Raw genomic sequence first — 20166 nt, 5'->3', positions numbered from 1 at the left:
CGGGTCTTCCAGGGCATGCTGCTCTTCTTCGTGCTGACCTGCGACACCTTCATCTTCTACCGGGTCCGCTTCGTTGCAGCCCGGCGACGCCAGGCGGGGGAGGTGACGCATGGACATGCTTGAGGGCATCCTGCTGACCATCGTCACCGCCGCGACACCCTTGGTCTTCGCCGCGATCGGCGAGCTGGTCTCCGAGCGCGCCGGCGTTCTCAACCTCGGCGTCGAGGGCATGATGGCGGTCGGTGCCGTCTGCGGCTTCGCGGCGGCCAATCTCAGCGGCGAGCCGGTTGTCGGGGTGCTGGCCGGCATCCTCGCCGGCATGGTCATGGCATCGCTCTTCGCCGTGGTGACGCTGATCTTCGTCGCCAACCAGGTTGCGTCGGGCCTGGCGCTGACGCTGTTCGGGCTCGGGCTCTCGGCGCTGATCGGCGACGCGTTTGTCGGCATCCCGGGGATCGGCATGCCCCATGTCCACATCCCGGTGCTTTCCGACATTCCGGTGGTCGGCGTGCTGATCTTCGGCGAGGATCCCCTGACCTATCTCGCGGTCATCCTGACCATCGTCGTCGCCTGGTTCCTGTTCCGGACGCGCGGCGGCTTGATCCTCCGCTCCGTCGGTGACAATCAGGTATCGGCGCATGCCCTTGGCTATGGCGTGGTCAAGGTGCGCTTCCTGGCCGTTCTCTTCGGCGGCGCCTGCGCCGGGATCGGCGGGGCTTACCTGTCGCTGGTCTATACCCCGCAATGGACGCAGAACATGACGGCCGGACGCGGCTGGATCGCCCTGGCGCTCGTCGTCTTCGCGAGCTGGCTGCCGGTGCGTGTCCTGATCGGCGCGGTGCTGTTCGGCGGCATCAGCATCCTCCAGCTCCACGCCCAAGGCTTCAACGTGCCGATCCCGTCGCAGTTCCTGTCGATGCTGCCATACCTGACGACCATCATCGTACTGGTGCTGATCTCTCGGAACCGGACGCTGCTTCGGGTCAATACGCCGGCCTGCCTCGGGCAGCCCTTTGTTCCCGATCGCTGACGGGGTTCGCCATGCTTGCATGGGCGGGATAAAGTGGCGCAGATTTTGCTGTTTAGTTGCGTGATCGAACGAGGAAGCGACACGTGGACAACCGGGAGAACCAAATGAACAAGTTTCTGATAGCTGCGAGCGCAGCGGCCGTGATTGCGATCGCCACCGGCTCCGCGGGAGCCGCGGACAAGCTCAAGGCCTGCTGGGTCTATGTCGGGCCGCATAACGACGGCGGCTATTCCGAAGGCCACGACAAGGGCCGCCAGATGGTCGAGAAGGAACTCGGCGACAAGGTCGAGACGACCTACGTCGAAAACGTGCCGGAGGGCCCCGACGCCGAACGCGCTATCGAGCGCCTGGCCCGTTCCGGCTGTGGCATCGTCTTCACCACCTCGTTCGGCTTCATGGACCCGACCATCAAGGTCGCGGAAAAATTCCCCGACGTGAAGTTCGAGCACGCCACCGGCTTCAAGACCGCGCCAAACGTGACGACCTATAATGCGCGCTTCTACGAGGGCCGCTACATCATCGGCCAGATCGCGGCCAAGATGTCGAAGAGCGGCGTTGCCGGCTACATCGTGTCCTTCCCGATCCCGGAAGTGGTCATGGGCATCAACTCCTTCATGCTCGGCGCCCAGTCGGTCAATCCGGACTTCAAGATCAAGATCGTCTGGGTCAATTCCTGGTTCGATCCGGGCAAGGAAGGCGACGCCGCCAAGGCGCTGTTCGACCAGGGCGCCGACATCATCACCCAGCATACCGACTCGCCGGCGCCGTTGCAGATCGCGCAGGAGAGGGGACTGCACGGTTTCGGCCAGGCCCATGACATGTACGACTTCGCGCCGAAGGCCCAGTACACGGCCATCGTCGACAACTGGGGGCCCTATTACGTCAAGCGCGTTCAGGCGGTCCTCGACGGGACCTGGGAAAGCCAGGCGAGCTGGGAAGGGCTGAAGGACGGCATGCTGGTCATGGCCGACTACACCAACCTTCCCGATGACGTCGTGCAGATGGCCGAGGAGACCGAGGCGGCGATCATTTCCGGCGATCTCCACCCCTTCAAGGGTCCGGTCTTCAAGCAGGACGGGACCGAGGTCGTCGGCGAGGGCGCCGTTGTCGACGACGGGACGCTGCTCGGCATGAATTTTTACGTCAAGGGTATCGACGGCGAAATCCCGCAATAACGGCCCGGTTCGTCGAGACAAATGAAAGTCGACGGTTCCACCCCTTGGCCTCCCCCCTCGTGGGGGAGGCCGGCCTTTGGGTTTCACGTTGCCTTGGGCGGTCCAAACCTCCCCCTTGAGGGGAGGTCGAAAGGCGCGGAGCCGAATGCGGAGCGCGTTTCGGGAGGGGGTGAGCCCGTGCTGTCTGGCATTACCCCCTCCCGAAGCTGCCATCGCTCCGCTCGGACAGCTTCGACCTCCCCTCAAGGGGGAGGTCGGGGCGCTGGCGTGGCGAGGTCCGGCTAAGCCATGTCCGGTTTCATCGTCGATTGGCTGAACCTGATCATCCGCTGGGCCCATCTCGTGGTCGGGATCGGCTGGATCGGCACGTCCTTCTACTTTATCGCCCTCGACCTCTCCCTGAGGAAGCGGGAGAACATGCCGGAAGGCGTCTACGGCACCGCCTGGGAGGTTCACGGCGGCGGCTTCTACCACGTCGAGAAATACCTGGTGGCGCCGAAGTCGCTGCCGCCGGACCTGCTCTGGTACAAGTGGGAGGCCTATCTCACCTGGGTCACCGGCTTCGGGCTGCTCGTCGTCCAGTATTACTGGAACGCCAATACCTTCCTCATCAATCCGTCGGTCCTGCCGCTGCTGCCGTCCCAGGCAGTCGTGATTTCGCTGCTCGGGCTCGCCGCCGGCTGGTTCATCTATGACGGCATCTGCCGTTCGCCGATCGGGCGCAATACCGGCATCCTCGCCGTCGCGGTCTTCGTGCTGATCATCGCCGCGGCCTACATCTTCAGCCATGTCTTTTCGGGCCGCGGGGCCCTGATCCATGTCGGCGCCTTCGTCGGCACGATCATGGCGGTCAATGTCTTCGGGGTGATCATCCCGAACCAGAAGAAGGTGACGGCGGCCCTGCTGGCCGGACAGTCCCCCGACCCGGCGCTCGGCGCGGTCAGCAAGCAGCGCTCGGTCCACAACAACTACCTGACGCTGCCGGTGCTGATCATGATGGTCAGCAACCACTATCCGATGCTCGCCAGCACCGGCCAGACGTGGCTGGTGATCGCGCTGATCCTCGTCGTCGGCGGCGGCACCCGCCATTTCATCAATCGCCACGACGCCCACGATCCGATCACCAAATTCTGGTGGGCGCTGCCGGTCACCGCGGTGGCGCTGATCGCCGCGATCTACGTCACCGCGCCGCGCAGCGATCCGGGGCTCGCCGGGATGGAGGTCAGCGAGGGCGAGGTGCTGACCATCGTCGCCCGCCATTGCGTGATGTGCCATTCGCCGCGACCGAGCCACGAGGGCTTCGACGCGCCGCCCAAGGATGTGGTGCTGGTGTCGATCGACGACGTCCGCAGGCACGGCGAGCAGATCATGGTTCAGGCCGTCAACGGCGACGCCATGCCGCTTGGCAACGAGACCGGGATGACCGACGAGGAGAGGCGCAAGCTTGGCGCTTTCATCCTGAGCCGGTAAACAACAGGCATCGTCAGAGATCGAGGATGCCATGGCGACAGAGCCGCTGCCGCTTGAAACCGCCAACCTAATGGAGACCGGCGAATTCGTCGGGATATTCGGCGATGTCGCCGAGCATTCGCCCTGGGTTGCGGAAGACGCCGCGGCGCGGCGGCCCTTTGCCAGCCTCGACGAACTGATCGCGGCCTTCCAGGCGGCGATCGGCGAGGCAGGTGTCGATCGCCAGCGCGCATTGCTGCGCGCCCACCCCGATCTCGCCGGTCGGGCCGCGGTCGCCGGTGGGCTCACCGAGGAATCGAGCCGCGAACAGGCCGGCGCCGGGCTCGACAGCCTGACGCCGGCGGAATTCGAGCGGATCACGAGCCTCAACGCCGCCTATAGCGAGAAGAACGGCATCCCTTTCATCCTGGCGGTCCGCGGCGCCACCAAGCACGACATCCTCGCCGCCTTCGAGGCGAGGATAGGCAATTCGCCCGAGCAGGAGCTCGTCACCGCGCTCGAACAGGTCTGCCGCATCGTCCGCTTCCGCCTCGAGGACCGGGTTGTTGGATGAACCGGGTCGAGCGGCCTCTGGGTGAACGCGCGCAGGCGATGATCGATGCCCTGGCATCAATCACCGCCGAGCCCGGCAAGCTGACCCGGCTCTACCTCACCGAGGAGCATCGCGAGGCGGCGCGGCTGGTCGGCGAATGGATGCGTCGCGCCGGCATGACCGTGCGGATGGACGCGGCCGGGACGATGCACGGGGTGCTGCCGGCGGGAAGGGCCGGACCGGGTTCGAACCGGCGGCTGCTGGTCGGCTCGCATATCGATACCGTCGTTGATGCGGGTCGCTTCGACGGCACGCTCGGCGTGATCGCCGGTATCCTCGCCGTCGAGGAGATGCGGGGCCGCGGCGTCTCGTTGCCCTTCGAACTGGAGGTTCTCGCCTTCGGCGACGAGGAGGGGGTGCGCTTCCCCAAGACGCTGATCGGTTCCTCCGCTGTTTCCGGGGCGCTCGGCGATACGATGCTGGACCTCGCGGATGCCGACGGGATCACCATCCGCGACGCGCTGCTGTCCTTCGGCGGAGACCCGGATTCGCTGGCCGACGAGGCCTATCTGCCGGGAAGCACGATCGGCTATCTCGAGGTCCATATCGAGCAGGGGCCGGTGCTCGACCAGGCGGCCCGGCCGCTCGGCGTCGTCAGCGCCATCGCCAGCCAGGGCCGCTACCGGATCAGCATCAAGGGCGAGGCCGGACATGCCGGGACGGTGCCGATGGACATCCGCCACGATGCCCTCGCCGCCGCCGCCCAGGTGATGCTCACCATCGAGGAGATCGCGCTCAAGCACGCCAAGGCCTCCTGCGTCGCGACCGTCGGCGAGATCAAGGCGATGCCCGGCGCCGGCAACGTCATTCCCGGGCTTGTCGAGTTCAGCCTCGACCTGCGGGCGGCAACCGATGAGGCCCGGACGACCGCCTTCGAGGCGATCCGCTATCGCCTCCGCAACATCGGCGCGAAGCGCGGCGTTCTGGTCTCGGTCGAGACGATGCACGAAAAGCCGGTGGCGACCTGCGCGCCGCGCCTCAAGACGGCGATCGCCGGGGCGATCGAAAGGACGACCGGCAAGAAGCCGATCGCGCTGATGTCCGGCGCCGGCCACGACGGCCAAGCGATGATCAGCCTCACCGATATCGGCATGATCTTTGTGCGCTGCCGCGCCGGGATCAGCCACAATCCGCTCGAACATGTCGAGCCCGAGGACCTCGGGACGGCGGTCGAGGCGCTGGTCGGGACGATCGAGTCGATCGCGACCGACTACGATCCGGGGGAATGACGCGCCCGTCCGCCACGCGCCGTCCGCATGCCCGGCTCAGGTAACCGCGGCGGCCTCCGCGAGCGCCTGATCGGCGGTCAGGGCGGTGTCGTGGGTGCCGGAGACGATGACCTGCAACACTTCCTGCTCCGTCGTGTGGGCGATGAACCGGTCGCCGACATTCTCGCCGCGTTTCAGCACCATTACCCGGTCGCCGACGGCGAAGATGTCCTGGAGGCGATGCGAGATGATGATCTGCGCCACGTTGTGTTTCTTGAGCTCGAGCATCGTCTCGAGCAGCCGCTCGGTCGCCATCACCGAGAGGTTGGCGGTCGGTTCGTCGAGGATGACGACGCGCGGCTCGAAGGAGATGGCCCGGGCAATGGCAACCGATTGCTGGCGGCCGCCGGACAGGCTCTCGACCCGCTGATAGACCGAGTTGACGTCGACCTTGAGCCGCTGGAGCACCTCATCGGCATCGCGATACATCCGCCGGCGGTCGACGAAGGGACCCCGCCGCGGCCAGCGTCCGAGGAAGATGTTCTGGCCGACATCCATGTTTCCGCACAGCGCGAAGTCCTGGTAGATCATCTCGATGCCGGCGTCGCGGCTCTCGTGCGGGCTGCGGAAGTTCGTCGGCTTGCCGTCGACCAGAACCTGTCCGCTGTCGCGGTGATAGGCGCCGGTGAGGATCTTCATCAGCGTCGACTTGCCGGCCGAGTTGTCGCCGACGAGACCGAGGATTTCGCCGGGATAAAGCACCAGATCGACGTCGATGAGTGCGTTCACCGCGCCGAAGGACTTGGTGATCCCCTTCATCTCGATGAGCGGGGTTCCGTGGGCGAGGTCAGACATTGACGGTCTCCGGCGTTGGAGATGACGAGCGGCGGAACCTGGCGCGCAGGAGGCCGAGGGCGTTGTTCTGGCGTACCCATATGTCGACCAGGACCGCGACGATCAGGATGCCGCCGACGAAGACGTTCACCCAGTGCTGCGGCATGGTGAAGCCTTCGACGTTGAGCTGGAGGAGGGCGCGAATGAGGGTGATGACCGCGGCCCCGGCAAGCGCGCCGATGACCGTGCCGTAGCCTCCGAAGATCGAGCCGCCGCCGATGATCACCGCGGCAATTCCGTCGAGCTCGCGGAACTGGCCGGCGACGGGATTGAAACTGCGGAAGTAGGCGATGTTGATGAGGCCGGCCATCGCCGCGCACAGCGCGCAGAACAGCAGCGCCGTGAAGCGGATCCACTTGGTGTTGATGCCCGCATAGTCCGCCGCGCGGCGGTTGCCGCCGGTGGCATATATGCGCTGGCCGTAGGGCATCAGCCCGAGCACGGTCCCGGCGATCACCGCGACCAGGATCATCCAGACGGTCTGGATGCTCATGACGTCGGTGATCGCGCCGATGAAGCCGGTGGGGTTGGGGATATCGAGGTAGGCGAGGATATCGTCGATCTTTCGCCCGATCAGGTTGTAGGATTCGTCCCAGCCGGTGAGCTGCTGGCCGGAGACGAGCCACGAGGCGACGCCGCGGGCGATGTAGAACATGCCGAGCGTGGCGATGAAGGCGGGCAGGTTGAGCACCACCGCGAGAAAGCCGTTGACGGCTCCCGCAGCGAGCCCGACGCCGAGGCCGACGAGCATCGCCGAGACGGGATCGAGGCCGAGCACCTTGAGCGAATAGGCGGCGGCGCTTCCGGCGAGCGCCAGCACGGCACCGACGGAGAGATCGATGTCGCCCGCGGCGATGACATAGGTGAGGCCGACGGCGATGAGTGCGAGCTCGGTGTAGTTGAGAAGCAGCGCGAAGCTGTTCGGCAGATACCACCAATAGTCCGGGCGAAGGATCAGCCCGACCAGCCACAGCAGCGCCGCGAGGATGATGGCGAGGGCGTCGCGGCGGGCGAGGAACTTGCCGAATCCCTTGGCGTTGTAGGCCATGTCGGAAGCCATGGCGCCCTTGGTCTGGGCGCCGACGATGGCGACGCCGCCGGCATCGGCGACCACCGGCGGCGGCCTGCCCTTGAGCCAGGCGACGATCCGCGCCGGAATGCGGCGGCGGATGATATAGGGCTCGATGAGGACCGCGATGATCAGCAGGATGCCGATGAAGGCGGGCACGGCCCCGGCCGGCAGCGTGAAGACCGCCTGGACCTGGACTTCCTGCCCGTTGATCTCCACCGTCCGCACCACCGGCCAGCCTTCGCGCAGCACCTTGTTGATCAGGAAGACCAGCAGCGCGCCGAGGTAGCTGCCGATCACCCGGCCGCGCCCGCCGAGGATCGATGCGCCGCCGATGATCACCGAGGCGATGACGATGAGTTCGGCCATCAGTCCGGTCTGGGGCGAAGTGCCCTTGTCCTGGGCGACGGCCATCAGTCCGGCGATCGTCGCGCACCAGGACGAGAAGAGATAGGCGCGCACCCTGACCCAGCGTGTCGGAATGCCGGCATAGATGGCGGCTTGCTCGTTGCCGCCGGTAGCGAATGTCTCGTAGCCCCAGCGGGTCTTGGCGAGGATGACGGCGCCGACGGCGACGACCACCAGCGCGATCACGATCTGGTTGTTGAATCCGAGGGCGTTGGTCTCGCCGAGCTGGAAGAACCAGGTGAAGTCGCGCGCCTTGATCGGATAGAGGATCGATTGGCCGCCGGTCAGCCCGAGCACGAAGCCGCGCCCTATGAAGAGCATGGTCAGCGTGGCGATGAAGGCGGGCACCCCGAGGATGGTGACCAGCGTGCCGTTGATCAGGCCGATCAGCGTGCCGAGCGCGAAGCAGGCGATGATCGCCGGCATCACGCCCATGTCGAAATGAGCGGGATCGAACACGTAGGCGAAGACGACCCCGACGAGGCCGAAGGTCGAGCCGACCGAGAGGTCGAGATCCTTGTTGGCGATGACGAAGGTCATGCCGACCGCCATCACCCCGTAGCGGGCGCTGTCGCGAAGCAGTGCCTGGAGCGCGTCGGTCGAGCCGAAGAAGCGGGGATTGAGGAATGCGCCGGCGATGTAGAGCAGGGCCATCATCACCAGGAGGCCGACCTCCCAGCCTCCGGCGAATTGCATCGGTCGGCGGCCAGGGGTCGATACGGTGGTGGTCGTCATCGCGGCACGATCTCTGTGGGTATCGAAGGTCGAGCCGCGGGAGAGGATATCCTCCCGCGGCCCGCCTCAGGCTATCCGGTCCTGGATTAGTTCTCGAACCGCTTGCCGACGTCGGCGACGTTGTCCTGGGTCACGAGCTGGGCGCGCGTGTCCAGGTTCGCAGCCGAGATGCCGCGGTCGATCTGCAGGTAAAGCTGCATGACCGGCCAGAAGCCCTGAAGGAACGGCTGCTGGCCGAGGGCACCCGTCAGGTTGCCGGCCTTGAGAGCCTCCTGCTGGGCCGGACCGAGGTCGAAGCCATAGGCGCAGATCTTGCCCGTCATGCCGGTCTGGGCGACGGCCTGGGCGAGGGCTGGCGTGAAGACGTTGTTGCCGGCGAAGGCACCGACCACGTCGCCGCGCGACTCGAACAGGTTGACGATGGCGTTGACCGGATCGTTGGGATCGGCATCCACACCGACGCCTTCCGGACCCGCGTCGACTGTGAACGCGTCGAGCTTGCCGGCGGCCTGCAGCCCCGCGACGATTGCCGCATAGGCCGACGAGACACGGTTGTTGACCTCGATGTTGCCCATCGCGGTCGAGTTCGGAAGGACGATCGAACCGCCTTCGACGCCCTTGTCGAGCAGGCACTGGACGAGCGCTTCGCCGGCGATTGCCGCCGCGGAGGCGTCCTGGCCGGTGTGGCTGATGCTGTTCCGGTGCAGGATGTTCGGATCGTATGAGTTGGTCGTGGCAATCGGGATGCCCAGTTCCTCGGCGGTCTTGACGATGTCGTCATAGGCGCCGACCTGCGGCGTCGTCATGATCAGTCCGTCGAGATTGGGATCCTGCAGGATCTGGTTGGTGATCTCGATGGCGCGCGCCGGGTCGTCGACCGGCGACTCCGAGCCGAGGAGCAGCACTTTCGCTCCGATCATGTTGGCGGCGGTCAGCGCCCCCGCATAGACCGGATCGAAGAAGCCGTTGCCGGCGGTGTGGGTGACGATGGCAAAGGTCAGGACGCCATCGTTGGAGTGGAAGTTCTTGGTACCGGGCGCCTCCTTGGCGGCATCCTCGAAGGAATATCCGCCGACGGCCTGGCCAACCGAGCCGGACTGCGCAAAGGCGCCGCCGGCCATCAATGACGCCGCCGCTCCTGCGGCTGCGATGGCGACAAGTTTCCTCATGTTTTCCTCCCATTTGGTCGTGCTTTCATCGCACAATTGACCCATCGGGACCGGGTGAGCGCCGCTTATCGTTGTCGAAAAATGCGTGCGGGCTCTTACGCCTGATTGATAGGCGCACTGCAATTGTAAGGCAGAGAAACCGGTTTGTCATGGCCCCTGATTGGACCGCTGTCCGGGCTCGGCCGAAGGCGGGTCGTCTGGAAACAGCGCCCCGCCGGCGCGACCATAACATCCGATGAAACCGTGAGGTGCGTACCGCAAATAGCGGCGTTGTCGCCGTCGCGCTGGCAATCGCGCGCGCAAGCGTGCAGGTTGCCGGCGAGTTGGCCAGAAACGGAGAGACCGGTGCTCGACTTCAAGCCGTTGAATGATATCCGCTGCGAACTCGGCGAAGGGCCGGTCTATGACGATCGCCGCAACGCATTGTGGTATTGCGACATCCTCGGCAGGTCGATCCATTGCTGCGAGCTGGCCGGCGGCGACACGCGGAGCTGGACGCTTCCGAGCGAGGTCGGGTCGCTTGGCCTCGCCGATTCCGGCAAGCTGGTTGTCGCCTTGCGTGACGAGGTCGGCATGTTCGATCCCGAAGACGGCACCTTCGAGAGAATCGCCTCGATCGAGGCCGACCTTCCCGACACCCGGCTGAATGACGGCAAGGTCGGGCCCGATGGCGCTTTCTGGGTCGGAACGATGGACGACGGCGACGTCCCGGTCAGGCGGCCGATCGGCGCCCTCTATCGCATCGATGCCGCCGGCTATGTCGAGCGGAAGGTCGAGGGTCTCCATGTCTCGAACGGTCTCGCCTTCTCGCCGGACGGGGCGACGATGTTCCATGCCGATTCCCGGGGGCCGTGGGTGGATTGCTGGGACTTCGATCCCGATACCGGTGCGATTGCGAACCGCAGGCGCTTCGTCGATCTGGACGATACCATCGGCCGGCCCGACGGCGGCGCCACGGATGCCGAGGGCTGCTACTGGAGCGCCGGGATCTCGGCCGGCAAGCTCAATCGCTTCTCGCCAGACGGCAGGCTCCTTGTCTCCTATGACGTGCCGGTCGTCGCGCCGACGATGCCCTGTTTCGGAGGCGAGGGCCTGGATCGGCTCTTCCTCACCAGCCTGCGGACGGGCCGCGATCCGGCGAAACTCGAGGCGCTGCCGCTGACCGGGACGGTGATCGTCGCCGACAGCCCGGTCGTCGGTTCGCCGGTCAGCCGGTTCCGCGACGCATGATCCGACGGCCAATATCCCCGGTTCACGCCCGCCTGCCGCGGCGGAGGGGATAGGGCGTATGGACACTGCCAGCACCGCCATCCTCGAGGCCCTGAGCGGCGCGGGTGTCTCCTGTCTCTTCGCCAATTTCGGCAGCGATCATCCGGCCCTGGTCGAGGCAATCGCCGCAGCGCAGGCCACCGGGCGCGAAATCCCCCGGGTCGTCACCTGCCCACACGAGATGGTCGCGCTCAGCGCCGCGCAGGGCCATGCCCAGGTCAGCGGCGAGGCCCAGGCGGTCGTCGTCCATGTCGATTGCGGCACGCAGTCGCTCGCCGGCGCCGTCCACAACGTGGCGCGGGCGCGGGTTCCGGTCTTCATCTTCGCAGGCCTGTCGCCGGCGACCCAGGAAGGCGAGCTCTTCGGCAGCCGCAACGAGTTCATCCACTGGCTTCAGGACGTTCCGGACCAGCGCGGCATTCTCCGCCAGTATGTGAAATACGAGAACGAGATACGGGCTGCCGCCAATGCCGGCCAGATCGTCCGCCGGTCGCTGCAGATCGCCGGCAGCGATCCGCGCGGTCCGGTCTATCTGGTTGCGGCGCGCGAGGTCCTTTGCGCCGAAACGGCATCGGCAGCCGGCGACCCGGCCGCCTGGCGCCCGGTCGCGCCAGCACCGCTTCCCGGCGAGGCGGTGGTCGAACTCGCCGAGGCGCTCGCCGGCGCGCATCGGCCGATCATCGTCACCTCCTATCTCGGCCGCAACAAGGACGCGGTCGGTGAATTGGCGAAGCTCTGCGATCGCCTTGGGATCGGCGTGCTCGAATCCGCGCCCGGTTACGTCAACTTCCCGCATCACGACCGGCTCTATCAGGGCAATTACTGGAACCAGCCGGTGCGGAATGCCGAGCTTGCCGAAGCCGACGTTGTGCTGGTGATCGACAGCGACATACCGTGGGTTCCGACGGTCAACCGGCCCAACGAAAAGGCGGCGATCTTCCATATCGACGTCGATCCGCTCAAGCCCTCGATGCCGCTCTGGTACATCGGTGCGCGTGCGACATTCGCCGCGGATTCGCTGACCGCCCTGCGGCAGATGAATGCCTGGCTTGACACCGCCACCGTCGACGGAAATGCGGCCGATGCCAGGCGAGCGCACTACGCGCGACGCCACGCCGACCGCTCGGCTCGCCTCGCGGCGGCCGAGAAACCCGATGGAGACGCGATTACCCCCGAATACCTGACGGCATGCGTGCGGGCGACCATCGACGATGAAACGATCGTTCTGAATGAAGGGATCACCAACTATCACACCATCTTCGATCACCTGGCCCGGTCGCGACCGGGGACGATGTTCACCAGCGGCGGCAGTTCGCTCGGATGGAATGGCGGCGCGGCGATCGGGGCGAAGCTTGCCGCGCCCGAACGGACCGTCGTGTCGATGACCGGCGACGGCTCCTACATGTTCTCCGTGCCGTCGACCGTTCACTGGATGGCCCGGCGCTACGCGACACCGTTTCTGCAGGTCGTCTTCAACAATCGCGGCTGGAAGGCGCCGAAATATTCCACGCTCGCCGTCCATCCCGATGGCCACGCAAGCCGCGCCGGCGACATCGGGGTGAGCTTCGATCCGCCGCCGGATTATTCCGCCATCGCGGCGGCCGCCGGCGGCGCCTTCGCCCGCAAGGTGGAGCGCCCGGAAGATGTCGAAGGCGCGCTCGCGGCGGGCCTCAGGGCGGTCAGGGAGGAAGGCAGGGCCGCGGTGCTTGATGTCTGGCTTCCACATCTATAGGAAAGCTGCCTGTGCGATCTCGTTGGAATATTCTTTTGATTTGTTCGATTTCCGAACAAAATACCTACTTATCGAGCGTGAATATCTGTGGCGCTATTGTCGTACGTTAGATATAATTCATAGAAAAACGGATTTGTCTTCGGCCATGATGGTCGAATGCGATTGGAAACGTGTTGAAGAACTTTGGAGGATAGCCACATGTTTGATCGCCGAACGCTCCTTTGCGGCGTGCTGGGCGGCATCAGTGCCCTTGCCCTGGCGGGCGGCGCCATGGCGCAGGAGCCGGAATTCACCCTGAAGCTGCATCACTTCCTGGGTCCGAAGGCGCCCGCGCAGACCAAGATGATGGAGCCATGGGCCAAGAAGATCGAGGAGGATTCCAACGGCCGGATCAAGATCGAGATCTACCCGTCGATGTCGCTTGGTGGCGCGCCGCCCCAGCTCTTCCGCCAGGTCGCGGATGGCGTGGTCGACATCATCTGGACGGTGAACGGCTATACGCCGAACCTCTTCCCCCGCTCGGAGGTCTTCGAGCTGCCGACGATCTACAACGGCGACATCACCGCGACGAACCTTGCCATGGCGGAGATGTTCGACGACTACCTCGCGGAGGACTTCAAGGACGTCCACGTCCTGTTCCTGCATGTCCATGCCGGCCAGGCGCTGCAGATGGCGGAAAAGCCGGTGCATCACCCCTCGGACCTTGACGGCCTGAAGCTCAGGGTGCCGGGCCCGACCGGCAATGCGGTGGTCGAGGCGCTCGGCGCGACGCCGGTGACGATGCCGGTGCCCGACCTGCCGCAGTCTTTGAGCACCAACGTCGTCGACGGGGCGCTTATCCCCTGGGAGATCATTCCGGCGCTGAAGCTGCAGGACGTCACCCAATACGATATCGAGGGGCCCGACAATCAGCGTTTCGGCACGACCACCTTCCAGGTGACGATGAACAAGGACACCTGGGACTCGCTGCCTGATGACCTCAAGGAGGTCTTCGACAAGAACTCCGGCGAGGAATGGCTGAAGACGATCGGACAGGTTTGGCGTGATGCCGACAACGGCGGCATCAAGGTCGCGACCGGTGCCGGCAACGAGCATATCGTGCTGAGCGAGGACGAGATGGCCGAGTTCGATACGGTCCTCGCGCCGGTGGTCGATGCCTGGGTCGAGGAGCGCTCGGCGCAGGGCATCGACGCCCAGGCGCTGGTCGACGCGGCGCGGGCGGCGATCGCCAAGTACAGCGCGAAGTGAGCTTCGCCTACGAGAGCGACCGGGAAGGGGCCTCCGGGCCCCGTCCATCCTTCCTCGGGCGGCTTGTCCGGTCGGTCATCCGGTATTGGGCCTTGCTCGGCGGCTTCATCATCGTCGCCCTGGTACTGCTGACGGCGGCCAGCGCGCTGTCGAACCTGGTCTGGAACAGGCCGATACCGGGCGACTACGAGCTCACCAAGCATTTCGTGGCGATCGCCATCTTCACCTTCCTTCCCTATTGCCAGCTCACCGGCGCCAACGTCACGGTGGATATCTTCACGGAAGGGATGAGCGCCCGGGCGCGCTCGGCGATGGTCGCCTTCGCCTCGCTTTTCGCCATCGCCTTCTCGCTCCTGCTGCTCCGCCAGATGTCGCTCGGCTTCGAGGATTACCTTCGCTATCCGGAGACCACGGCGACGCTCGGGCTGCCGCTCTGGACGGCCTTTCCCCCGATCCTGGTTTCCCTGGCCCTGCTGCTGGTCGCCGCCGTCGTCACCCTGATCGAGGGCTGGCGCGGCTGTCGCGGCGCGGCGGACGAGACGGCGGCGACGGCCGAATAAGGCGCAGGGGACATGGACGCCAGTTTCGCCACCGGCATCATCGGCCTCGTCGTCCTCCTGGCCCTGATCGCGATCCGCGTCCCGATCGCCTATACCATGATCCTCGTCGGCGTGGTCGGGACCAGCCTCCAATCCGGACCCAAGGTCGTTCTCTACCAGCTCAAGGACCTCGCCTATTCGCAATTCTCGATCTACGACCTGTCGGTGCTGCCGATGTTCATCCTCATGGGAGGTCTGGCGGCGCGCTGCGGGCTGAGCCGCGACCTCTTCCGGGCGGCCAACGCGTGGCTGGGGCGCTTGAACGGCGGCGTCGCGATGGCGGCGGTTGCCGCCTGCGGCGGCTTCGGGGCGGTCTGCGGATCGTCGACGGCGACCGCGTCGACCATGGCCCAGGTGGCGCTGCCGGAGTTGCGCCGCTACGCCTATTCGCCGGCGCTCGCCACCGGGACGATCGCCGCCGGCGGCACGCTGGGCATCCTCATCCCGCCGTCGGTGGTGCTGATCGTCTACGCGATCATCGTCGAGGCCAATGTCGTGACCCTGTTCGCCGCGGCGCTGATCCCGGGCCTCCTTGCGGTGGCGATGTTCCTCGTCACCGTCGCCATCTATGTCCGCTTCGTGCCCGGCGCCGGACCGCGCGGCGAGGCGGTCTCCCGGCAGGAATTCATCTCGGCGAGCATTGGGGTGCTGCCGATCCTCATCATCTTCGTCATCGTCGTCGGCGGCATCTATCGGGGCCTCTACAACCCGACGCCGGCCGGGGCGATCGGCGTCTTCCTGGTCGCGCTCTATGGCTTCGCGCGGCGCCGGCTTTCGATGCGCGATACGGTCGATGCGCTTCTCGAGACGGCGCGGACCAGCGGCATGATCTTCCTCATCCTGCTCGGGGCGGCGCTGCTTTCGATCTTCATGTCGCGGGCCGGCGTCCCGCAGGCCGCTGCCGCGGTCCTGCAGAACAGCGGCCTGCCGCCGATGGCGATCCTTGCGCTGATCGTCGTCATCTTCATCGTCCTCGGCATGCTGATGGACAGCCTGTCGATGATCATCCTGGCGATCCCGTTCTTCTGGCCGGTGGTGATCGATCTCGATTTCGGCATGCCGGTTGAGGATCTGAAGATCTGGTTCGGGATCATCGCCCTGATTGTCGTCGAGCTCGGCCTGATAACACCGCCGGTCGGCCTCAACGTCTTCATTATCAACGCCCAGGCGCGCGACATTCCGATGCGCGAGACCTTCAAGGGAGTCATGCCGTTTTTCGCCTCGGAGATCGTCCGGGTGGTTCTGTTGATGGCGATTCCGGCCATATCCCTCTGGCTGCCGCATCTCCTCAGGGGCTAGAAGCCTTGTTGTTCCGCAATTTGCGTCCTTGCTTTCGGGCGGGACCGCGGTAATTTCTGTCATGGCGCTGTCCGGCGCGGATTCCGGGCCGGCCGTTCCCCAATGTAGTCGAGAGCAGACAGGTCCGGGATGTCCATTCTTAGAAGGGTTGCCGTTGCGGGCATGGTGCTCCTGTCCACGATGGTCTTTGCGTCCGTTGCCTCAGCCGGCATCGTCGTTTCGATCGACAAGAGCGCGCAGCGGATGACCGTGACGGTCGATGGCGTGAAGAAATACTACTGGCCGGTCTCGACCGGCGCGCGCGGCTACACCACGCCGAGCGGAACGTTCCAGCCCTTCCGCATGGAGGAGGAGCACTTCTCCGAGGAATGGGACGACGCGCCGATGCCGAATTCGGTCTTCTTCACGCAGCAGGGCCATGCCATCCACGGCAGCCTGGCGACCCGCAACCTCGGCCGTCCGGTATCGCATGGCTGCGTCAGGCTCTCTCCGGCCAATGCGAAGACGCTTTACAACCTCATTGAAAAGCGCGGCATCTACTCGACCAAGATCATCATCCAGGACCGGGGCTCGGCCAAGGTTGCGACCAACGCATCGGCCGGGAAGAAGAGCGGCAAGAAGAGCAAGACCAAGATGTCGCCGCTCTGGAAGCTCTACGACTGACGGCTCGGCCCCTTCTTTTGGCGCGTCTGAACGAATAAGTTCGGTCGCCTGACAGGTTCGGGAGTCGGAATCCGGCCGCCGCCGGCGCTTCCGGCGGCTGATCGTTTTCGAGGCAGGCAACCATGCATTTCACCGTCGCCTTCGACCGTTCGGACTATGACGAGGCCGGCACCGGTCCGGTCAAGGTCGGCTGGTTCCTGAACGATGACAACAAGCCGGGCGTGGTGTTCACGCCGCCGGAGCGGGTACGCTCGGTGGAGATGAGCAAGAGCCACGCGAAATCAGCGTCGCGATGCCCGGCCGTGATCAACCTCGAGAGCCGCTACTTCCTGATCAGGTGCCCCTTCGACCTGCATCTCCAGTTCGTCCGGTCGCCCGAGGGCAAGCCGCTGGTGCGCAACGCCCTCGGCGAGAAGAGCCCGGTCCGGGCGAAGAAGCTCAGCGAACACCTTCACGTCGTCGGCGAGCCCGAATGGCGGTACAAGGATCGGCCGACCATCCAGATCTCGCTGCCCTATGTCTTCGTCGCCGACGAGCCGGTCTTCCTTTCGCAGGTCGCGCCGTTCATGCACTACCGGCCGCAGCCGCTGCCGGGGACGATCTTCGGTGGCCGCTTCCCGATCAACGTCTGGCCCCGCCCGCTGATGTGGGCCTTCGAGTGGCACGAGCCGTCGAAGGACATCATCCTGCAGCGCGGCGAGCCGCTCTTCTACGCCCAGTTCGAGACCGAGCCCGCCGATCGCCCCGTGCAGGTATTCGAGGCCGAGAAGACGCCGGAGCTGCGTGAGTATCTGGCGCATATCGGCGGCGCGGTGAACTACGTCAACCAGACCTTCTCGCTCTTCAAGGAGGCCGAGGCGCACCGGCCGGCCAGGCTGGTGAAAGCGAGGGAGATCGCCGGCAAGCCGTAGGGTGCCGTCGCCGGCCGGCCTTCCGGGCCCGTCTTTCAGCAAATCGGAGACCAGACTGTCGATGAGCATCGAGCCGGCGGGATCCGGACCCAACCATCATCACTCGCGGCAAATGGGGGGAAGGGATCCGAACGAGGCTCATCGTGCGGCGACCCCGCTCGAGTTGCTGTTCGACCTGACCTTCGTCACCAGCTTCGCCTTCGCCGCCGCCCAGTATGCCCATGCCCTGGCCGAGGCCCATTTCGGTGTCGCCTTCATCGGCTTCGGCTTCGCGAGCTTCGCGATCTGCTGGGCGTGGGTGAACTTCTCGTGGTTCGCGTCGGCCTACGACACCGATGACTGGATTTTCCGCATCGCGACGATGGTGCAGATGATCGGCGTGCTCGTCCTGGCGATCGGCCTGCCGCGGATGTTCGCCTCGATCGAGCATGGCAATCATCTCGACAATTCGGTCATGGTGGCCGGTTACGTGATCATGCGTGTCGCGATGGTTTTTCAGTGGCTCCGCGCTGCCCGGCAAAACCCCTCGCGACGCCGCGCCTGCCTGACCTATGCCGGCTCCATTGCGATCGCGCAGGTCGGATGGGTCGCGCTCAGTCTGGCCGATCTGACCATCGGCATCATGTTTGTCTTCGTTGCCATTCTCGCCCTGGTGGAGCTCACCGGGCCGGTGGTCGCCGAGCGGCGGGACGGCGGCACGCCCTGGCATGCCCATCACATCGCGGAACGCCATGGCCTTTTCGCCATCATCGCGCTTGGCGAAGGCGTGGTCGGGACGGTCGCGGCGCTGTCGGCGGCGGTCGGGGAGATGGGCTGGACGCTGGACGCGATCCTGGTCTGTGTCGCCGGAACCGGGCTCACCTTCGGCATGTGGTGGGCCTATTTCCTGGTGCCTTCCGCGCGGATTCTCAACGTCCACCGCGACCGCGCCTTCGTCTGGGGCTACACCCAGATGATTGTCGTCGCATCGATTGTCGCGACCGGGGCGGGGCTCCATGTCGCGGCATATTACATCGAGCATGTGTCGCATATCGGCGCCGTGGCGACGGTGCTGGCCGTGGCCATCCCGGTCGCCGTCTTCATCGGGGCGCTCTATGTGCTCTACACCTACCTGGCCGGCAGGTTCGACCCTCTCCACGTTTGGCTGCTGGCCGTCACCGCGGTCGTGGTGGTGGCTGCCGTCCTCGCCGCGATGTTCGGCGTCGATATGGCGATCTGCCTGATCATCCTCATGCTCGCGCCGGTGGCCAGCGTCGTCGGTTATGAGGCACTCGGCTACCGCAACCAGCTTGAGATGTTGGGCGAGGTCGAAGGGTCCGGAGAGGCCCGCTAGCCACGTTGGCCCGGGTCCATGCGCCCATCTCCCCGAGACCCGGCAGGGACGCGGGGATCATCGGCGGTGCATGCCCGCGCCTTGGGGGGGCACGGTGTCGTCGGGGCGACATGCCTACCGGTGGATATATCCCGGCGGGTAGGGCTTGCCGCAGAGCCAGACATAGGCGCGATCCTTCTGGCTCCACATCATGCAGTTGGGGAAGTCCTCCGGCTTCTGGGTTCCTCCGACCCAGCCTCGTCCGCCGCCGCCGCCGAACGACGAGCTACTGCTCCCGCCACGGGCGAATGCCGGGGGGACGAGGGCCAGCGCGGCGACAGCCACGAGAGCGATGGTTGCAGCGGATTTACGCATGAGAGCCTCCAGATTCCTGTCGGTCTTAATAGCAAATCGGGCTCCTTTGAGGCAGCCCGGGCGCGGCGTCTTGACCGGCCGTTTGGCGGGAGCGGACTACGCCGGCCCGATGTAGCGCTTGAGAAGAGCCTTCATCTCGTCGATCAGGCCCGTATTGGATCGAGCCTTTGGAGCCTTCGTCTTTGCAAGGTTGTAGAGAACCCGGTCGTTCTGAATATATTCGTCGATGAGCGCGCGCTCCTCATCGGTCGGGCTCCGGATTTCTACCGGATCGAAAGAAGCGTTCTTCGATCGCCCTTCGAGGCTGTGAACGCGCGGTATGTCCGTCGGAAGCGGCAGGTTCAATGCCTTGAACAGCGCTTCGACAAACGCTTCAAGCTCTTCGGTAATGCCGACAAGTTCGCAAGATTCAAGGAATTTTGATGCTCTGTTGAGGTCAGGCGGGGTCTTGCCACGTTTGAAATCAGGATCAAGATTCCACACGTAAAAGTCACGGAGCCAGTTATCCACTTCTCTGTCACAAAGGAATTCGTAAAGGGACATGGATTTGATTCGGAAAAGCAACTCGACATTATATTTTTTCAATGAATCGATAGTATGAGACTTCAAAAAATAGAAGTGCGACAAGAGCCGCGCCTCCGGTTCCCTAAGGACCGTAAATACCCTCGTGTTTCCAATGTTGTGAGCAATTTCACGCGCCGTGACATGTCCACATATTATTTGATCATCTTTACCGTTATTGTCTTTCCAATCAATATGTCCCGCGATAGTGCGTTTCGAAAATCTGTCGTCGGGAAAACTTGACCTCAATAGCGCATTGATAGTGCCTCCGGCGCATTTCTGGAGATGTAAGAAAACAAATGCCATGGAAAATCCGACTACGCCGTGCGGAGATTCGCAACCTTCGGAAGGAACAGAATTCTTCTGAAGCACTGTGCATCAACCAAAAAAAGTAGCATCGGTCGCGCATGTATGGAAGCCGTGCCGGCGGCCTCAGCGCTCTTCCGG

General features: G+C 64.9%; 18 protein-coding genes and 1 pseudogene. 14 read left to right on the top strand and 5 right to left on the bottom strand.

Annotation, left to right across the window (positions count from 1 at the left end; all coding sequences use genetic code 11):
- The 6 genes and pseudogenes from KDJ86_RS17720 to KDJ86_RS17695 all read left to right on the top strand — a co-directional run.
- Positions 1 to 123: pseudogene (locus tag KDJ86_RS17720) on the top strand (ABC transporter permease); the annotation flags it as partial.
- Complete coding sequence (locus KDJ86_RS17715; RefSeq protein WP_291748887.1) at positions 110 to 1030, top strand: ABC transporter permease; 921 nt, start codon at positions 110 to 112, stop codon at positions 1028 to 1030. The pseudogene KDJ86_RS17720 and the gene KDJ86_RS17715, both read left to right, overlap by 14 nt.
- Before the next feature lie 104 nt (positions 1031 to 1134).
- Positions 1135 to 2205, top strand: a complete 1071-nt coding sequence (locus KDJ86_RS17710) for a BMP family ABC transporter substrate-binding protein (RefSeq protein ID WP_291748884.1) — start codon at positions 1135 to 1137, stop codon at positions 2203 to 2205.
- 288 nt (positions 2206 to 2493) lie between these two features.
- Complete coding sequence (locus KDJ86_RS17705) at positions 2494 to 3675, top strand: urate hydroxylase PuuD (RefSeq protein ID WP_291748880.1); 1182 nt, start codon at positions 2494 to 2496, stop codon at positions 3673 to 3675.
- Positions 3676 to 3706: 31 nt separating this feature from the next.
- Positions 3707 to 4228, top strand: coding sequence for a 2-oxo-4-hydroxy-4-carboxy-5-ureidoimidazoline decarboxylase (uraD, locus tag KDJ86_RS17700; RefSeq protein WP_291748878.1), 522 nt, complete (start codon positions 3707 to 3709; stop codon positions 4226 to 4228).
- Positions 4225 to 5496: an allantoate amidohydrolase gene (locus KDJ86_RS17695; protein ID WP_291748874.1), complete on the top strand. Its 1272-nt coding sequence runs from the start codon at positions 4225 to 4227 to the stop codon at positions 5494 to 5496. Before uraD ends, KDJ86_RS17695 begins: the two co-directional genes overlap by 4 nt.
- Before the next feature lie 36 nt (positions 5497 to 5532).
- Here the strand turns inward: KDJ86_RS17695 and KDJ86_RS17690 are convergent, their stop codons facing one another.
- The 3 genes from KDJ86_RS17690 to KDJ86_RS17680 form a co-directional block, all read right to left on the bottom strand.
- The gene (locus KDJ86_RS17690) at positions 5533 to 6330 is read right to left on the bottom strand and encodes an ATP-binding cassette domain-containing protein (protein WP_291748871.1); all 798 of its coding nucleotides are present in this window, start codon (positions 6328 to 6330) and stop codon (positions 5533 to 5535) included.
- On the bottom strand, positions 6323 to 8581 hold the full coding sequence (locus KDJ86_RS17685) for an ABC transporter permease (protein WP_291748868.1): 2259 nt from the start codon (positions 8579 to 8581) through the stop codon (positions 6323 to 6325). The genes KDJ86_RS17690 and KDJ86_RS17685 overlap by 8 nt, the downstream gene beginning before the upstream one ends.
- A gap of 86 nt (positions 8582 to 8667) precedes the next feature.
- Positions 8668 to 9750, bottom strand: a complete 1083-nt coding sequence (locus tag KDJ86_RS17680; RefSeq protein ID WP_291748866.1) for a substrate-binding domain-containing protein — start codon at positions 9748 to 9750, stop codon at positions 8668 to 8670.
- 345 nt (positions 9751 to 10095) lie between these two features.
- On the opposite strand from KDJ86_RS17680, the gene KDJ86_RS17675 reads away from it, so the two are divergent.
- The 8 genes from KDJ86_RS17675 to KDJ86_RS17640 all read left to right on the top strand — a co-directional run bounded on the left by KDJ86_RS17675 (position 10096) and on the right by KDJ86_RS17640 (position 18804).
- A complete protein-coding gene (locus KDJ86_RS17675) occupies positions 10096 to 10980 on the top strand; it encodes an SMP-30/gluconolactonase/LRE family protein (protein WP_291748863.1) in 885 nt (294 codons plus the stop codon).
- A 58-nt stretch (positions 10981 to 11038) separates the two neighbouring features.
- Positions 11039 to 12751: a thiamine pyrophosphate-requiring protein gene (locus KDJ86_RS17670; RefSeq protein WP_291748861.1), complete on the top strand. Its 1713-nt coding sequence runs from the start codon at positions 11039 to 11041 to the stop codon at positions 12749 to 12751.
- 198 nt (positions 12752 to 12949) lie between these two features.
- Positions 12950 to 13999, top strand: coding sequence for a TRAP transporter substrate-binding protein (locus KDJ86_RS17665; protein ID WP_291748858.1), 1050 nt, complete (start codon positions 12950 to 12952; stop codon positions 13997 to 13999).
- Positions 13996 to 14559 (top strand): TRAP transporter small permease, encoded by a 564-nt coding sequence (locus KDJ86_RS17660; RefSeq protein ID WP_291748855.1) that lies wholly within the window; start codon positions 13996 to 13998, stop codon positions 14557 to 14559. Before KDJ86_RS17665 ends, KDJ86_RS17660 begins: the two co-directional genes overlap by 4 nt.
- A 12-nt stretch (positions 14560 to 14571) precedes the next feature.
- Positions 14572 to 15897: a TRAP transporter large permease gene (locus tag KDJ86_RS17655; RefSeq protein WP_291748852.1), complete on the top strand. Its 1326-nt coding sequence runs from the start codon at positions 14572 to 14574 to the stop codon at positions 15895 to 15897.
- A 129-nt stretch (positions 15898 to 16026) separates the two neighbouring features.
- Positions 16027 to 16560, top strand: coding sequence for a L,D-transpeptidase (locus KDJ86_RS17650; RefSeq protein ID WP_291748849.1), 534 nt, complete (start codon positions 16027 to 16029; stop codon positions 16558 to 16560).
- A gap of 122 nt (positions 16561 to 16682) precedes the next feature.
- Positions 16683 to 17471 (top strand): hypothetical protein, encoded by a 789-nt coding sequence (locus KDJ86_RS17645; RefSeq protein WP_291748846.1) that lies wholly within the window; start codon positions 16683 to 16685, stop codon positions 17469 to 17471.
- 61 nt (positions 17472 to 17532) lie between these two features.
- Positions 17533 to 18804: a low temperature requirement protein A gene (locus KDJ86_RS17640; RefSeq protein ID WP_291748844.1), complete on the top strand. Its 1272-nt coding sequence runs from the start codon at positions 17533 to 17535 to the stop codon at positions 18802 to 18804.
- A gap of 114 nt (positions 18805 to 18918) precedes the next feature.
- On the opposite strand, the gene KDJ86_RS17635 is transcribed toward KDJ86_RS17640, so the two are convergent.
- Both KDJ86_RS17635 and KDJ86_RS17630 read right to left on the bottom strand, forming a co-directional pair.
- A complete protein-coding gene (locus tag KDJ86_RS17635; RefSeq protein WP_291748841.1) occupies positions 18919 to 19158 on the bottom strand; it encodes a hypothetical protein in 240 nt (79 codons plus the stop codon).
- Between the two features lie 96 nt (positions 19159 to 19254).
- Positions 19255 to 20025, bottom strand: a complete 771-nt coding sequence (locus KDJ86_RS17630) for a sulfotransferase family 2 domain-containing protein (protein ID WP_291748838.1) — start codon at positions 20023 to 20025, stop codon at positions 19255 to 19257.
- Between the last annotated feature and the right edge of the window lie 141 nt (positions 20026 to 20166).

The sequence above is a fragment of the Bauldia sp. genome, assembly GCF_020442045.1.
In the GTDB taxonomy this organism is placed as follows: Bacteria; Pseudomonadota; Alphaproteobacteria; order Rhizobiales; family Kaistiaceae; genus Bauldia.
The sequence above is the reverse complement of the archived record's forward strand: the minus strand, read 5'-3'. Positions and strand labels throughout refer to the sequence as shown.

Bases quoted from the DNA above. Each gene is read 5' to 3' on its own strand.
- KDJ86_RS17715 (WP_291748887.1), top strand. From the start codon at position 110: ATGGACATGCTTGAGGGCATCCTGCTGACCATCGTCACCGCCGCGACA.
- KDJ86_RS17710 (WP_291748884.1), top strand. From the start codon at position 1,135: ATGAACAAGTTTCTGATAGCTGCGAGCGCAGCGGCCGTGATTGCGATC.
- KDJ86_RS17705 (WP_291748880.1), top strand. From the start codon at position 2,494: ATGTCCGGTTTCATCGTCGATTGGCTGAACCTGATCATCCGCTGGGCC.
- uraD (WP_291748878.1), top strand. From the start codon at position 3,707: ATGGCGACAGAGCCGCTGCCGCTTGAAACCGCCAACCTAATGGAGACC.
- KDJ86_RS17695 (WP_291748874.1), top strand. From the start codon at position 4,225: ATGAACCGGGTCGAGCGGCCTCTGGGTGAACGCGCGCAGGCGATGATC.
- KDJ86_RS17690 (WP_291748871.1), bottom strand. From the start codon at position 6,330: ATGTCTGACCTCGCCCACGGAACCCCGCTCATCGAGATGAAGGGGATC.
- KDJ86_RS17685 (WP_291748868.1), bottom strand. From the start codon at position 8,581: ATGACGACCACCACCGTATCGACCCCTGGCCGCCGACCGATGCAATTC.
- KDJ86_RS17680 (WP_291748866.1), bottom strand. From the start codon at position 9,750: ATGAGGAAACTTGTCGCCATCGCAGCCGCAGGAGCGGCGGCGTCATTG.
- KDJ86_RS17670 (WP_291748861.1), top strand. From the start codon at position 11,039: ATGGACACTGCCAGCACCGCCATCCTCGAGGCCCTGAGCGGCGCGGGT.
- KDJ86_RS17665 (WP_291748858.1), top strand. From the start codon at position 12,950: ATGTTTGATCGCCGAACGCTCCTTTGCGGCGTGCTGGGCGGCATCAGT.
- KDJ86_RS17655 (WP_291748852.1), top strand. From the start codon at position 14,572: ATGGACGCCAGTTTCGCCACCGGCATCATCGGCCTCGTCGTCCTCCTG.
- KDJ86_RS17650 (WP_291748849.1), top strand. From the start codon at position 16,027: ATGTCCATTCTTAGAAGGGTTGCCGTTGCGGGCATGGTGCTCCTGTCC.
- KDJ86_RS17645 (WP_291748846.1), top strand. From the start codon at position 16,683: ATGCATTTCACCGTCGCCTTCGACCGTTCGGACTATGACGAGGCCGGC.
- KDJ86_RS17640 (WP_291748844.1), top strand. From the start codon at position 17,533: ATGAGCATCGAGCCGGCGGGATCCGGACCCAACCATCATCACTCGCGG.
- KDJ86_RS17635 (WP_291748841.1), bottom strand. From the start codon at position 19,158: ATGCGTAAATCCGCTGCAACCATCGCTCTCGTGGCTGTCGCCGCGCTG.
- KDJ86_RS17630 (WP_291748838.1), bottom strand. From the start codon at position 20,025: ATGGCATTTGTTTTCTTACATCTCCAGAAATGCGCCGGAGGCACTATC.